This is a genomic window from Mycoplasmopsis pulmonis (assembly GCF_900660575.1).
In the GTDB taxonomy this organism is placed as follows: Bacteria; Bacillota_I; Bacilli_A; order Mycoplasmatales; family Metamycoplasmataceae; genus Mycoplasmopsis_B; species Mycoplasmopsis_B pulmonis.
Map to the genome: position 1 here is coordinate 808913 of NZ_LR215008.1, position 14952 is coordinate 823864.

Consider the following 14952-nt stretch of genomic DNA (forward strand, 5'->3'; position numbering starts at 1 on the left):
TGAAAAATTAAAGAGTCATATTTTGACTCTTTTTTTGTTCATTAATGGAAATTTATAAACTTGGTCAGATATTAAATTTAGAAAAGGGCAAATCAAAATATAATGCAAAATATGTTTCTCAAAATATCGGAATTTATAATTTGTACTCTTCAAAAACAAAAGATCAAGGTATATTTGGAAAAATCAATTCATATGACTTTAATGGTGAATATATTTTAATTACCACTCATGGTGCATATGCAGGAACAGTTAAATATGTAAATGAAAAGTTTTCCACAACAAGTAATTGTTTTATTCTAAAAGTTAATGAAAATATTGTTAAGACAAAATTTTTAAGTTATTTATTATTGTTACAAGAAAAAACATTCAATGATATGGCTATAGGTTCTGCATATGGTTATTTAAAAAACTATAACATAAATGATTTTGAAGTTAATTTACCTAACTTAAAAATTCAAAGTGCAATAATTAAGATTATTGAACCTTTAGAAAAACAAATAAATGCATTTGATGAATTGATTTTCAGTGAGCAAAAAAGTCTCCAACATTATTTAAATTATTTTTTAAATAAACTTGCATCAATTAATCCTTCAATTTTCAAAAATTATAAACTTGGAGATATTACAAAAATAGTTTCAGGAAATCCTAAATTTACAAAAAGTTACATAGAAAAAAATGAGGGTGTGTATCCAGTAATTTCTAGCTCATCTTTTAATAATGGAGTTTATGGTTATATAAATACATTTGACTATGAAAAAGGTATCACTATTTCAAAAGATGGCTCAGTTGGAAACATATTCTATCAAAGTAACTGTTTTTCGATAAATGCATCTGCCATGTTGATTCAACCTGTTGAAAATATGATTTTAGAAAAATATTTATTTTATTTACTAAGAAGCAAGGAAAAAAATATAAAACAAGTTTTTAGTGGCAGCGTTATTAAGCATATATATCCTAGAGATATTGTTAAAATTAAGGTTGATCTTCCTACTCTTAAAACCCAAAGTGCAATATTAGGTATTAATGAACACTTTCATTATGTTTAAAGTCTTTTAAAAAAAGTTATTTTATGAATCATTTGTTTTTAGAATTAATTTTTCTTATTTAAAAACTCATTTAGATTTTTTTTAAACTCATTTTCATATTTAAGCAATTCTTCATTGATTTTTACAATTTCACTTTCAACAAAATCAATGTCAATATCTTCACTTTCTTCATCAAAATTATCTAGATCATAAAATCTCATAGATAATGAATATTCATTTTTAACAATGTCTTCATAAGATATATATTTAGAGAAATTTTCCTCTTCTCTTTTTTCTTTTCAAGCACTAAAAATTCTATTAATGTTTTCATCAGATAAAGTATTTTGTTTTTTTGCATTTTGGAATTCTTTAGTTGCATTAATCATGAAAATTCTCTTGTCATTTGTAGGTTTGTTTTTTCTAGCTACAATAATACAACTTTCAATACTTGTATTATAAAAAAGGTTTGGCGGAAGGAAAATAATAGTATCAATGTAATTTTTATCAATAATATATTTTCTTATATCCTCTTCAGCTTTAGGACTTTTACGACTTAATATACCTAGTGAAAAAACAGATGCAATAATTCCATTGTCTTTATTTACATGAAAAAGCATGTGTTGAAGAAAAGCAAAATCTGCATAGCTTTTTGGTGCCAAAGATGGATAAGGATTATATCTTCTATCCTTGGATAGTTCTTGAGTTGGATTTCATTTTTGGCTAAAAGGAGGATTGGCCACTATACAATCAAATGAACCTTCTTCTTCAATATGTAATGGATTGATAAGAGTATCTCCTGATCTAAGATCTAATTTAGAAAAAGGCACTCCTCTTAATATGAAATTCATTCTTGCAAGATTGTATGTCGCTGTTTTAACTTCCTGACCATAAATTTTGTTATATTTTCCCACTTTATTAGCTAGTTTTATTAACAAAGAACCAGAACCACAAGCTGGATCATAGGCTTTATTAATTTTATTTTTTCCATGAGATATTATTTTTACAAGAAGTTCAGCAACTTTACTAGGAGTATAAAACTCTCCTGCTTTTTTACCAGTGTCACTAGCAAATTCTGATAATAAATATTCATATGTATTACCAAAGTGATCTACTTCATCCATTGATAAATTCAAAGTATTTATTTCTTTAATAATAAGTTGAATTGTTTTTTCTTTTTCTTCATCAATGTTTCCTAGATTTTTATTACTAAAATCTATATTTGTAAAAAGGTCTTTGAAAAACTCCTTTTTTTCATCATTTAATTCACTGTTAATACTTTCAATTTTATTAAAAGATTCTTCAATTGTAGGAATAACATTTTTTCCTTGATTCATCATATCTACAACATTTTGAAAACTATATTTATAAGCTAGAAAAAAATCATCATCATTTTGAATAATTATTTCCTTGATTTTTTTAAACTGTTCATGATTTTCATCAAATTCAGAATATTTAATATAATCAACTCTTTCTTTAAACTCTTCAAAGTTTTTTTCAGATTGTTCTGAAAGATATTTGAAAAACAAAAAACCCATTATGTAATCTCTATATTCAGTTACTTCCATTTTTGATCTTAATTGATCACAGATTTTTTTAACTACTGCTATTAATTCTTTACTATTTGACATACTTTAAATTTTGCTTTCTATAATTTTATTCATTTTTATTTCAAAGTCTAAAAAGGCCTCAATGCTTTCTTTATATTCAATGGACAATTTATCAATAATATCCTTATCAACTTCTTTAGATCTTCTTGATCATTTTTTTATAAATTCAGATTTTTCAATATCATCTAGATCTTTATCGTTTATTCTTTTTTTTCAATCTTTGCGTATTTGATCATTATTAATTCCATGATATTCTTTAAGAATTTTTTCAAGTCACATGGCTTCTATTTGATTTTTAACTTTTTGAAAAACACTTTTCAAAATCCTTTTTCCATAATCTATAAATTCTTTTTCATCTAAGGATTTATCTTTTTTGATAAAAAAGTTTTTTATTTCATTTTTTCATTTTTGTACTAAAAGTAAGAATATTTCATATTCTTTTTGATTAATTTTTCCTTGATTGTAATTATTTTTTATCAATTGAATATGTTTATCTATTTCACTTAATGTATCTTCATAAGTCAATCTATTATTTGGGTATTTACTAATTTTTTTATTAAAGAATAATAAATTTTCCAAATATATTTCATCAATTATCATTTCTTTATAAGCAAATTTAATATTGCTAATATCAATTGAGTTTAAAACTTCATAACTTATTTTTTCTTTTTCATTAGTAGATAAATTTTTTTTGATCTCATTTGCTCATTTTTGATATTGATTTAATTGTTCCAAAGAAAAATCTGAAATTTTTTCATTTTTTCCATATTCTTTAAAAGTTTTTAATGAAGAAAAAATATTTGAAACTTGACTAAGATTTTTTAAATATTTTTTCTTATTTTCTAAAGAAATATTTCTAAAAATCTCATTATTTTTCTCATCATAAATATTAGAAAAAGAGATTTTTAAACTATTTCAAAAATTAATAAAATCTTCAACTACCTGTTCATATTTTTCTCCATAAACAAGTTGTTGTATTTCTTTATCACTACTATTTGCATATATTTTAAAAGCATCATTGATTGATTGTTCTTCAAGAGAAAAATTAACAATTATTCCACGCTTTTTTAAATAATCACTTAATCTATTTGTTCTAGAAAAAGCTTGAATTAAATTATGATTTTTTAATTCTTTGTTTATATATAAAGTGTTGGTTCTTGGTGAGTCAAAACCTGTTAATAACATATCGACTACAATAACTATATCAATGCTATTATTTTCACTATTATATTCTTTAAAACGTCATTGAACATCATTGACATATTTGTCAAAATCTTCAACTTTAAAGGAAGTATTAAATTTTTCTTCATATCTTTTTAAAATTTTTTCTTTATGTTCTTTTAAATTGAAAAACTCTTCATTTTTTTCTTCATTTGAATAGCTACTAAATATTGGAGTTGCAAAAATATCACCGACATCCATTTTATAAAATTCATCATAGAAAGTCAAAGCATCTTGGATTGTATCAAAAGCTATTATTGAATTGTAGTTTCTATTATTTGTAAAATCTAAATGTTTACTTTTGATAACATTAATTATTGACTTAATTTTTCCTAGATTAGAATTGTTATTTTCTCGAAAAATTCGTGTTTCTTGGTAGTAATTAACTACTTTAAATCCAAGAACATTTTTATCTAAAATTGCATCTTTCATGTTATATGAGTCAATTTCATTTCCGAAGATTTTTTGAGTTTCTCTATCATTATTTTCTTCAAATATTGGAGTTCCTGAAAAACCTATAATGATGCTATTATTCAAATAATCTTTAATTCTTTTTCCCATTAACCCAGCATTAGAACGATGACACTCATCAATAATAAAAACAAATTTTTTATTAGTTAAAAATTCAATTTTTTCATTTTTATAAGAAGATAAAACATTATTTAATTTCTGAATAGTAGTTATAATTAATTTTTCTTTTTTAAGAAAAATCTCATATAAGTCCTTTGAAGTGTCTTGATTTAAAAAATCAATTTTTTCATTTTTAGAACTTGACATAAGTTTTTGAAATGTTTGAGATGTTTGATCATTTAAATCATTACGATCAACTAAAAAAACAACATGATCAATGTCGGCATTTTTAGATAATATTTCAGCTATTTTATATGAAGTTAAGTTTTACCACTTCCTGCTGTATGCCATATATATGCATTGTTTAAATTATGCTTAGCATCTAAATTAGTTTTTAGTTGTTTTTCAACAAAGTTTATTGCTTTTTTGATTGCTCTTTGTTGATATGGTCTAAGTAAAATAATTTTTTCATCATCTTTTGATCTTTGAAAAACTACATAATTTTTTAGATATTCTTCTAAAGCATTTTTGTTTAAAAAATCTTTTATGAGCTCTTTTGAAGAACCACCATTTTCAGAAGTTCATTTGAATGAAAGAATCTTATTATTATTTGTTCTTTTGTTATTTGCTAAAAACTTAACTTCTTCAAAATTTGAACCTATCAAAATTTGAATAAATCTAAAAATACCTTTATTTAAAACACTACCTCTATATGATTCATCTATTTGATTTATTGCTTTATTAATATTTTCACTTTTGTCTTTAAATTCAAAAAGTATTAAGGGAAATCCATTGATTAAGATCAGCGAATCAAATCTTTTACCCATGTTGTTTTTTGCATCTCTTGTAGGAAATTGTTGCAAAACATAGAATTCATTATTAGCTCAATTTTCTCAATCAACGAACTTTAGGCGTATTTTTTTTGGACCATCATTTTTATAAATTTTAACAGTATCAAAACCTCATAAATACTGAGCAAATCGATAAGAAGATGCAGAATTGTTTGAAAGTAATTCTCTTCTTATATCCAAAATATTTTGTTCAGTTAATTCTATGTTATTGAGTCTACTTATATTTTCCAAAATTAATTCAAATATTTTCTCTTCATTTTTAATATCTAATTTTACATATTTTTGATTTTTAACCAAGTCATCTACAAATTCTTTTTCATAAAGAAGTTCATTTCTACTCATCTTTGATTTTCTCCTTGATTAAGTGATTTTGATAGTATATAAATCTTTTTTCAAGCAATTTTTTCTTTTGTTTTAAAAGATTAATTTTTTTATGCAATGGTTCAATAATACCTAATATTGCACTTTGAGTTTTTAGATTAGGAATTTCTAGTGTAAAATTTTCAAAATATTTTTTTTAATTATAGGAAATATTGTTCCGCTTGAATTTTCAAATTTTATTTTTGAACTTATTTTTTTAAGAAGAAAAAATAAAAACTTATCCATAACATAGTTATTATTTGCCTCTATTGAAGTTATTTGTTGGTTAAATCAAGATAAATTGTCTAAAATACCCACTTTCCCAATTGTTGCTGTAGAAGAAAATAAAATGGTGCCAGATCTTTTTATCATTTTTTCATTAAAAGTAATAAATCTTTTTGGAACCATATTATCAAGATCTCCCGGACCAAAAAAAGGTATTTCCTTTTTTCATAGTTCCTTTTTTGCAGTGGAAGGAGTTTTACCACTTAATATTTTTGCTATCTCTCCAAGTTTATAATTTTTGAAAATTGAAGGATTAATTGATGCAAGTTTATTTAAAAAATAATTTAAATAATGTTGGAGACTTTTTTGCTCACTGAAAATCAATTCATCAAATGCATTTATTTGTTTTTCTAAAGGTTCAATAATCTTAATTATTGCACTTTGAATTTTTAAGTTAGGTAAATTAACTTCAAAATCATTTATGTTATAGTTTTTTAAATAACCATATGCAGAACCTATAGCCATATCATTGAATGTTTTTTCTTGTAACAATAATAAATAACTTAAAAATTTTGTCTTAACAATATTTTCATTAACTTTTAGAATAAAACAATTACTTGTTGTGGAAAACTTTTCATTTACATATTTAACTGTTCCTGCATATGCACCATGAGTGGTAATTAAAATATATTCACCATTAAAGTCATATGAATTGATTTTTCCAAATATACCTTGATCTTTTGTTTTTGAAGAGTACAAATTATAAATTCCGATATTTTGAGAAACATATTTTGCATTATATTTTGATTTGCCCTTTTCTAAATTTAATATCTGACCAAGTTTATAAATTTCCATTAATGAACCTTTCTTAATAATAAAAAAATAAAGATCTTATAAGCAAAAGTTACAAAAATTTAACACTAGTCTTGATGATTTTTAATAAAAAAATATTTAGTATTTTCAAATAAAGTTATAAGAGCTTAAACACTTTATATTATAAACATCTAATCAAATTTACATAATTAAATTTTTATGCTTAAAACAACCTAATTGCAAAAAAATAGACAGCACTTTTTCTGTTTAAAGTCTATGTCTATTTTTGTAACTAAATTTTTATTTAATTAAATTAGGATCAAAACTATATTTTAAATTTTTTCAAGAATTTAAAATTACTTTGATATTTTAATTTAAATAATCTTGCAAATCTATATTCAATACTGGTAGTTGTTTTATTAATTAAATCTCAATAATACAAAATTAAATCAAAGAAAGAATAACTAAAATATAAATTTTTTTAGTAAAACTATTTGTTTTTCATCAAAAATAAAAAGAAATATAAGCAAATATTCAAACTATGAAATCCACTATAAAACTTGCAAATACATTACAAAAATTACTTCAATTTTACTCTCATGAAAAAGATATTCAATTAAAAACAAAGGTAATTTTAATCTATATTATCCAAAAGCCAAAAGTTATTTGTTCTATTATTTTTTTAATTGAATAAGTAATCAATGCTAAAGAAATAAATAGATTAGATTCAATTCTAAAAAAGATCATTAAAAAAGCCAAATAATTTATACATATCTGATTCTTTAATATTTGAAAAAAAGAAAAAAATATTTAATCAATTCTTAAAGAATAGAAGGTTTTGATTTGTTAATAGACAATATAGATAGCCTTGATAGTACATATCAATATTTATTATCAAAATTTAGTATTATTGCAAATTTAGAAGCTGAAAAATTTTGCACATCTAAGATAATTTTTAATCTTATTGTAAAAGTAATGATGCATACAAAAATAAAATTATTAAAGACAACTAAGAAAATTTAAAAATATAGCAAAAATTTATGCTCAAAAATTAAAGAAGTAACATAAAATCTACAAGAATAAATTTAGTATTTGGAGATTTATTTTCCAAAATAGAAAAATACTCCAATTAATCAGCAAGATCAAGACAAAAAAGATGAATTTAATTTTAGTGTAGCAACTTTTTTTGCTAATGACTAAAAATAAAGCAAGGAATTGTTTTTTGATGTTTTATCAAAAAGATAAATTAAAATTGGAAATGATTAAAAAGTAAAATTTTTATAAAAAGTAAATTAAAAAGTTGCTTAATTAAGCAACTATTTTGCTGTTTTTTAATTATATTTTTAAAGCATAAATTAGCTTTTTAAATTATTCAAAAATTTTTAAAGTTATTTTAAAACAAGCCAATTCATTGCCTGATGTATCTTTTAAAACATAAGCAAAAAAACTTTCACTATCATTGTGTTCTAATTTGTTTAAAAGTGATTTTAAGAAAAATTTGCCTTGACCTAGTGCTATTGCATTTTCAACTTCTTCATTTAATTTTAATATCATTGTCATAGAATCGGTTATTATTAAAACTTCATTGGAATTACTATTTATTTCTATTCTAGAAAGATGCTCTTTTGAAGGTTCACTAAATTCATAAACAGTTGCACCTTCATATTCACTTATTTCAACCGGAGAGACAAAATTAATATTTTTTTCTTGACCTTCTTGAGTAAATTCTGAGTTAAATTCTATTTTCATTTTTTCATTCTCTTTTCAATAATTTCACTTCCAAATAAATAAATAGCTTTAGCAAGTTCTGGACCATGTTCTTGGAAGGTAGTTGCCTTTCTAATTGGCAAGAATAAATTTTTACCTTTTATTGATAATTTTTCTTGAGTTTTATTAATCGCCTCTTGAATTTGATTAACACTAAAATTTGAATAATCAATATACGACGAAAATGATTTTACTACATTTTTTTCTGCATCATTTAAATCAAGATCTTTTTCTTGATTTAAATTTGCTTGTTTATAAATTTTTAAGTAATTTTTTAATTGATTTAATGAATAAATATTCTCTTTATATAAATCTAAAAATAAGTTAATTCAATCATTATCATAGTCATTTAAATTTAAAATTTTTATTAACTCTTCATTAGGTGTGTTTTTCCAATATTGTTTAGAAAATCATTGCATTTTAGTTATGTCAAATTTAGAAGGAGATTTTGATAATCTAGTATATAAAAATGATTTAATAATTTCATCATGATCCATTAATTCTCGAGCTTTTTCATCAGTTCATCCAAGCAAAGTTAAGAAGTTAAAAATAGCTTGTGAGTTATATCCTTCTTCTTTATATTCATGAATAAATTGTTTTAAAGATAAATCTCTTTTTGAAAGTTTTTTTCCTTCCATATTTGTAATAATTGTAAGGTGACCAAACAAAGGTTTTGGAGCATTTAAATAATCATAGATCATCATTTGTTTAGGAGTGTTTGTAATGTGTTCTTCTCCTCGCAAGATGTGGCTTATTTCCATGTCGATGTCATCAATTACAACTGCAAAATTATAAGTTGGATAATCATCACTTTTTATGATTATTCAATCACCTATATCATTAGAATTTACTGCTATGTTTCCCCTTACTAAATCATCTCATTGGTAAGTGGTATTTTTGGGGCAAATTACTCTAATAGAATAGGCTCCGCTAGCGTCTCTTTTTTGTTTTTCTTCTTCAGAGATTTTTAAAAAATCTCTTTGATATCTAAAAGAAGCTACTCCTAATTTTTCAGAGTGTTTTTTTTGCTCTTCAAGTTCTTCACTATTGTCATAGGCTTTATAAGCATAGCCTTTTTCAATTAGTTCATGAGCTATTTTTAAATACTTTTCTAGCTTTTGACTTTGTCTATAAGGACCATATTTTTCATTTGGTTTTAATGGTGATTCATTAGCTTCTATATTTAATCATTTTAAATTTTCAATTTGAGAAGCCTCACCATCAGCGATGTTTCTTTTGACATCAGTGTCTTCTATACGAATGATAAAATCACCATTATAGTGCTTTGCTAATAAATAGTTAAATAAAGCTGTTCTAGCTCCTCCAATGTGCAAATATCCAGTAGGACTAGGAGCATATCTTGTTCTTAGTTTTTTCATATTTTCAATTTTAACCTTTTATTAATTTTTAGCTAGTCTAAAAGGCTAGCAATTTTTTCTTTTGTTGGCTCAAAAACTAAATATGTCCCAGCTACTAAAACATCTGCTCCACTTTTAAAAGCTTGCTTTGCAGTGATGTTGTTAATTCCACCATCAACTTGAATGACTAAGTTTAAATTTTGTTTGTTTATTTTTTCTTTGATATAGGCAATTTTTTCAAGTGAAGAGTCAATGAATTTTTGACCACCTTTTCCAGGTTCAACTGACATTATTAAAACTAAGTCGATATCTTTTAAAAATGGATCTAATTTTTCAATTTTTGTCTCAGGTTTAAGTGATATTCCTATCTTAACTTTTGATTTATATTTTTGAATTATTTTTCAAATTTCATTTTCATCTTTAAGAGCTTCAAAATGAAAAGTTAGATACTCAACTTTGTCTCAAAGTTTTTCAAAATAATAAAGTGGATTTTCAACCATTAAATGAGCATCTGCTATATGTTTTTTGGCATTTGTTTTTATATGAATAATCTCTTCAATTTCAATGGCATGATTGGGAACAAATTTGCCATCCATAACATCATAGTGAATTCATTTAATACCATTTTCAAGAAGCTCATTTGCAATGTTTAATCTTTGATCTTTTTTTAAATTTAAAAGTGAAGGAGCTATGTATTTCATTATTTAACCTCATCTAATAATTTTAAATAATTATTGTATCTAAAAAGTGGAATTTCTTGGGATTGAACTAATTGTTTAATGTTGCAATCTTCAAGTCTTTCATTTTGGTGTAAACAATGGCGATATTTACATCTTTGAGAGTATTTATCAAAGCTTTCAAAGCTCTTTGATAAATCTTTTTGTGACATTTGAATTTCAATTGATGAAAAGCCAGGAGTGTCAATGATTTGTCCGTTATTAAAATCAATCATCTTGACAACTCTTGTTGAGTGTTTTCCTCTTCCGAGAGCTTTTGAAATATTTTGAGTAAAAAAGTTATTTGAGCTAACTTTATTTAAAATGGTTGTTTTACCAACACCGCTTTGGCCAACTAAAACTGAGATTTTTTTTTCAAAAATATCATTGAGTTTTTTGTAAGAATTTTCATCATCTAAACTAGTCAAATATGACTGATAAGTTTTAAGATAATAACCTATATCTTCTTTTGTATTTAAATCAGCTTTGGTAAAAATAATTACTACTTTAATTTTTTGAAATTCAATAATTGATAGAAATTTATCTAAAAGAAAAGATGAAAATTTAGGTTGATCAAGCGAGATAACAATTATTGCTTGATCAATGTTGGCAACTTTAGGACGAATTAAAATGTTTTTTCGAGGCTCAATTTTAGTTAAAGACTCATCAAAAACAACTAAATCCCCTACTACGGGATTTAGTTTTAAATTGCGAAGATTTCCAATTGCCCTTACACGATAAAATTTATCTTCGCATTTAATATCATAAAAACCTGAAATGACTTGATAAACTCTTCCAATCATATTTTATTTTGTAACAACAAGTATTAATATCACTACAACAGCTATAAAAACAGCTACTGCAAGAGCAAAGACAGGTCAAAATCATTTGCTTTGTAAAAACATTGAAATGCTTTTTCTACTTGGTTTATTTGGATCTAATTTTAAATCAAAATTATGATCTGGATTTAAATAAGTTTGAAGAGCTCTTCTCATTTCATACATTGAGGCATATCTTTGAGCTGGATTTTTAGCTGTAGCTTTTGCAACAATGTTAATTAGTGCAATAGGAATTTCTGGATTATATCTTCTTAAATCAGGAAGACTTTCAGTTTTTTGCATAGAAAGAGTTTGGGCCATATTTGAACCATTAAAAGGAACACTTCCAGCTAACATTTCAAAAAGCAAAATTCCAAGAGAATAAATATCACTTTTTTCGCTTGCTGGCTCTTTTGTTAGAATTTCAGGGGCCATATAATGAACTGAACCAATTAATTTTCCATCGCTTGTATATCTTTGGCTATCAGGGGTTATGGCAATACCAAAGTCAATAATTTTGACTTTGTTGTTTTTAGTAACAATGATATTAGAAGATTTAATATCCCTATGAGTAATTGCATTAGCATGAAGTTCACCAAAACCAGTGCATAACTGAATTGCTAATTTAGCAGCTAAGTTATAACTTAGCCTTCCACCATGTTTTTTGATAAAGTCTTTTAAAATAGGACCATCAATATATTCCATTACAATGTAGGGTTCAGGATTAAATTTTCCATCTAAAAATTTAGCAACATATTCTGAGTTAATTTTTTTATAAAGATTAATTTCATGTTCAAATCTAAGTTTTCTAGCTGGTTCTTTGTCATTTAAAATTAATTTTTTAATAGCAACTTGGTTTCCTTGTGGATCTTGAGCAAGATAAACTCTAGCCATTCCACCTTCACCAATTTTGGTGATAATTTTGTAGTTATCCAATAGTTCTGTAGTCATACAAAGCTCCTCTAATATTTTCTAGTTTTTAAGATCCATAATGATAACAGTTAGGTTATCGGTTGATCTTCCAATTAAGGCTTCTTTAATTAGCTCTTTTGTTTTTCATTCAAGAGAGACATTTTCTTTTCTAACTATTCTTTCAATAGTGTTTCTAGGTAAAAAATCATGAATTCCATCTGAAGTTAAAATTAAATATTCAACTTTGCTATCTTCATTGATTTCAAAGACTTCTAGGCTTGTCTTTTTCTTTGGTCCCAAAGCACTAGTTAGTGCAGAAGCTCCTGGCATAGAAGCGGCTTGAGTTGGATCAAGATTTGAATTTCTAATATAGTGATTCATCAAGTTGTGGTCAATGGTTACTTGGTGTAAAAGGCCATTATAAACATAAGTTCTTGAATCACCAACATTAAAGATATAAATTTGCTTGTCTTGTTTAAAAACTAAAGCCGCTGTAACTGTTGTTCCCATGTCATTTTTAGCAACATCATCACCTGCTTCAAATTTCATTTTTTCTCTAGCTCTTTTTAGTCCAAATTCAAACCATTCATAAAGAGTTTTTCGATTACTTGGTATGCCTTCTGAAAAAAGTTTTTCAAATTCTTTAACTGTAATTGAAGAGGCAAGAGATCCACCAAAGTGACCTCCCATACCATCACAAAGAATTAAAAAAGCTGTTTTTTCATTTTGAAAAAAAGCTGCTCTATCTTGATTTTCTTCTCTTACAGTTCCAGTATCTGTTAACTTAAATATATCCATATTAACCCTTTTTAACCCATCGTTTTTTTAAGTATTATTTTTTCAATTTCTTCTGCAGCTTGTTCAGGCGTGTGATTTGTAATTTTGAATTCAAAAAGATCTCTATCTTTTAACTCTTCTTTTGCCTTTGCCATTCTGATGGCTATTTTTTCTTTTGTATCAGTGCCTCGCTTAATAATTCTGTTTTCCAGCTCTTCAAATGAAGGAGGATCTACAAAAATAGTTATTCAATTAAAATCTTTTTTATCTTTATACTTTTGTAATATTTTTTTTGCTCCGTAAGTTTCAACTTCTAAAACTGGAATTCTACCTTGCGAAAAAATTAGTAAAATTTCAGAAAGCAATGTTCCGTAGTAATTATCGAAGTGTTCGTTCCATTCCATAAACTCGTCGTTTTCAATTTTTGATTCAAATTCTTCTTTGCTAATAAAAAAATAGTGAATTCCATTGATTTCACCTTCTCTTTTTTTTCTAGTAGTAGCAGAGCGAGAAAGTGATAATTTCAATGTTTTACTTTCAAAAAGGATTTTTTCAATTGTACCCTTACCAACGCCACTTGGTCCTACTAACAAAACGATATTTCGTTTGTGTATATTAATCATAAATATTGTTATTATATATTATATAAACTTAACTTAGTTATAAATTGTTTAGTTATTATGATAAACAAAGTGACAAACTTTTTGATTGTATTTTTTAGACTTAACAATCACAAAGTTTTTAGGGATTTTTATATTAGCTTCTACAAGGGTTTCAATGATGATTTTTCCATTTTTTTCAAGCATCTTATGCTTTGCAATTTTTTCTAAACATTCATTTAATAAAGCAACATCTTTAAAAGGTGGATCTAAATAAATAAAATCAACTTCAATACCTTTTTTTCTCTCTAAAAAATCAAGAGCATCCATGTTGTATAAATCCATGTTTTCAATTCCAAGTAATTGAACATTTTGTTTTAAAATTTTAAAAGCTTCATGATCTTTTTCAACAGCAATTGATTTAAGCGCTCCTCTAGAAACAGCTTCAATAGGATTGGCTCCTGAACCTGCAAAAAGATCAAGAAAAATTTTGTTTTCAATTTCAAAGTGAATTGAAGAAAAATTAGCTTCTCTCATTCTATCAATTGTTGGACGAGTAGTTTTTGATGAGGGAATTTTAATTAGTCTATGACGATATTTGCCAGCTATAATTCTTAACATTTTAAAATGTTAGCATTAATAAAATAAAAAAAGAAAAATAAAAAATCTTTGTAATAAAATGTTAACTATGTTTAAAGTAGAAATTGTGCAACTGCCCAAAAAAGTTTTGAGACAAAAGTCTAAAAATGTTAATATTCCACTAAATAAAACTAATATTGAATTAGCAGAAAAAATGATTTATCACATCGATGATTCTCAAGGTCCAAATACTAAATTTCGTCCTGGAGTAGGAGTAGCTGCTGTTCAATATGGAATTTTAAAAAATGTTTTTTATGTTTGTGTTCCTAATGATTCAAGACTTACTCAAAGAGATTCATCTCAAGAAGTAAAACCAGAGGATAAATATCTTTTTAGAGATGTAATTTTTAACCCTGAAGTGATTTGAAAAAGCGATGAAATGGTGGCCATTTCTCAAGGTGAAGGATGTCTAAGTGTTGATGAGTCTTGACCTAACCAAGAAGGCCTTGTAAGAAGACACATGGAAATAAAAGTTAAGGGTTATTCTTACTTTCAAAAAAAAGAAATGATCTGGCATGTAAAAGGATATGTAGCAATTGTTTTTCAACATGAATTGGATCATTTAAATGGAATGCTTTTTATCGATAGAATTGACCCAAAAAGACTTTGAGATAAAAGTGGAATCAAAGTTTTATAAGTTTTAATAAATCACTAAGTTTTGTTAATTTAAACAAATCTTTTTTTTATAAAAAAA

The 14952-nt window shown here is 25.1% G+C and carries 14 protein-coding genes and 1 pseudogene; 3 read left to right on the plus strand and 12 right to left on the minus strand.

What is annotated here, in order from left to right:
• Positions 1-44: 44 nt before the first annotated feature.
• Complete coding sequence (locus tag EXC36_RS03410) at positions 45-1046, plus strand: restriction endonuclease subunit S (RefSeq protein ID WP_129690425.1); 1002 nt, start codon at positions 45-47, stop codon at positions 1044-1046.
• Positions 1047-1090: 44 nt separating this feature from the next.
• Here EXC36_RS03410 and EXC36_RS03415 read toward each other — a convergent pair whose 3' ends face one another.
• The 4 genes and pseudogenes from EXC36_RS03415 to EXC36_RS03430 all read right to left on the minus strand — a co-directional run bounded on the left by EXC36_RS03415 (position 1091) and on the right by EXC36_RS03430 (position 6714).
• Entirely contained in the window at positions 1091-2653 is a 1563-nt protein-coding gene (locus tag EXC36_RS03415; RefSeq protein WP_129690427.1) for a type I restriction-modification system subunit M, read from the minus strand.
• Between the two features lie 3 nt (positions 2654-2656).
• A complete protein-coding gene (locus EXC36_RS04120; RefSeq protein WP_408634250.1) occupies positions 2657-4081 on the minus strand; it encodes a type I restriction enzyme subunit R domain-containing protein in 1425 nt (474 codons plus the stop codon).
• Between the two features lie 188 nt (positions 4082-4269).
• Positions 4270-5616 (minus strand): annotated as a pseudogene (locus tag EXC36_RS04110) (DEAD/DEAH box helicase family protein); the annotation flags it as partial.
• A 147-nt stretch (positions 5617-5763) separates the two neighbouring features.
• Complete coding sequence (locus EXC36_RS03430) at positions 5764-6714, minus strand: restriction endonuclease subunit S (RefSeq protein ID WP_223212147.1); 951 nt, start codon at positions 6712-6714, stop codon at positions 5764-5766.
• Between the two features lie 801 nt (positions 6715-7515).
• On the opposite strand from EXC36_RS03430, the gene EXC36_RS04010 reads away from it, so the two are divergent.
• On the plus strand, positions 7516-7695 hold the full coding sequence (locus EXC36_RS04010) for a hypothetical protein (RefSeq protein WP_041364212.1): 180 nt from the start codon (positions 7516-7518) through the stop codon (positions 7693-7695).
• Positions 7696-8040: 345 nt separating this feature from the next.
• On the opposite strand, the gene EXC36_RS03440 is transcribed toward EXC36_RS04010, so the two are convergent.
• Genes EXC36_RS03440 through rsmD form a run of 8 tightly spaced genes read right to left on the minus strand, consistent with a single transcriptional unit; the run spans position 8041 to position 14240 of the window.
• The gene (locus EXC36_RS03440; protein WP_010925482.1) at positions 8041-8421 is read right to left on the minus strand and encodes a hypothetical protein; all 381 of its coding nucleotides are present in this window, start codon (positions 8419-8421) and stop codon (positions 8041-8043) included.
• Complete coding sequence (gene gltX / locus EXC36_RS03445) at positions 8412-9818, minus strand: glutamate--tRNA ligase (RefSeq protein WP_010925483.1); 1407 nt, start codon at positions 9816-9818, stop codon at positions 8412-8414. The genes EXC36_RS03440 and gltX overlap by 10 nt, the downstream gene beginning before the upstream one ends.
• 32 nt (positions 9819-9850) lie before the next feature.
• Positions 9851-10498 carry a ribulose-phosphate 3-epimerase gene (locus EXC36_RS03450; protein WP_129690433.1) on the minus strand — a complete coding sequence of 216 codons (648 nt, stop codon included), beginning with the start codon at positions 10496-10498 and terminating at the stop codon, positions 9851-9853.
• Complete coding sequence (gene rsgA, locus EXC36_RS03455; protein WP_129690435.1) at positions 10498-11316, minus strand: ribosome small subunit-dependent GTPase A; 819 nt, start codon at positions 11314-11316, stop codon at positions 10498-10500. The genes EXC36_RS03450 and rsgA overlap by 1 nt, the downstream gene beginning before the upstream one ends.
• A 3-nt stretch (positions 11317-11319) precedes the next feature.
• Positions 11320-12282 (minus strand): serine/threonine-protein kinase, encoded by a 963-nt coding sequence (locus EXC36_RS03460; protein WP_129690437.1) that lies wholly within the window; start codon positions 12280-12282, stop codon positions 11320-11322.
• A gap of 21 nt (positions 12283-12303) precedes the next feature.
• Positions 12304-13041, minus strand: coding sequence for a PP2C family protein-serine/threonine phosphatase (locus tag EXC36_RS03465; RefSeq protein WP_129690439.1), 738 nt, complete (start codon positions 13039-13041; stop codon positions 12304-12306).
• An 11-nt stretch (positions 13042-13052) separates the two neighbouring features.
• Positions 13053-13640, minus strand: coding sequence for a guanylate kinase (gene gmk, locus EXC36_RS03470; protein WP_408634251.1), 588 nt, complete (start codon positions 13638-13640; stop codon positions 13053-13055).
• A gap of 51 nt (positions 13641-13691) precedes the next feature.
• Positions 13692-14240 (minus strand): 16S rRNA (guanine(966)-N(2))-methyltransferase RsmD, encoded by a 549-nt coding sequence (gene rsmD / locus EXC36_RS03475; protein ID WP_129690441.1) that lies wholly within the window; start codon positions 14238-14240, stop codon positions 13692-13694.
• A 58-nt stretch (positions 14241-14298) separates the two neighbouring features.
• On the opposite strand from rsmD, the gene def reads away from it, so the two are divergent.
• The gene (def, locus tag EXC36_RS03480) at positions 14299-14895 is read left to right on the plus strand and encodes a peptide deformylase (RefSeq protein ID WP_010925490.1); all 597 of its coding nucleotides are present in this window, start codon (positions 14299-14301) and stop codon (positions 14893-14895) included.
• Positions 14896-14952 lie beyond the last annotated feature (57 nt).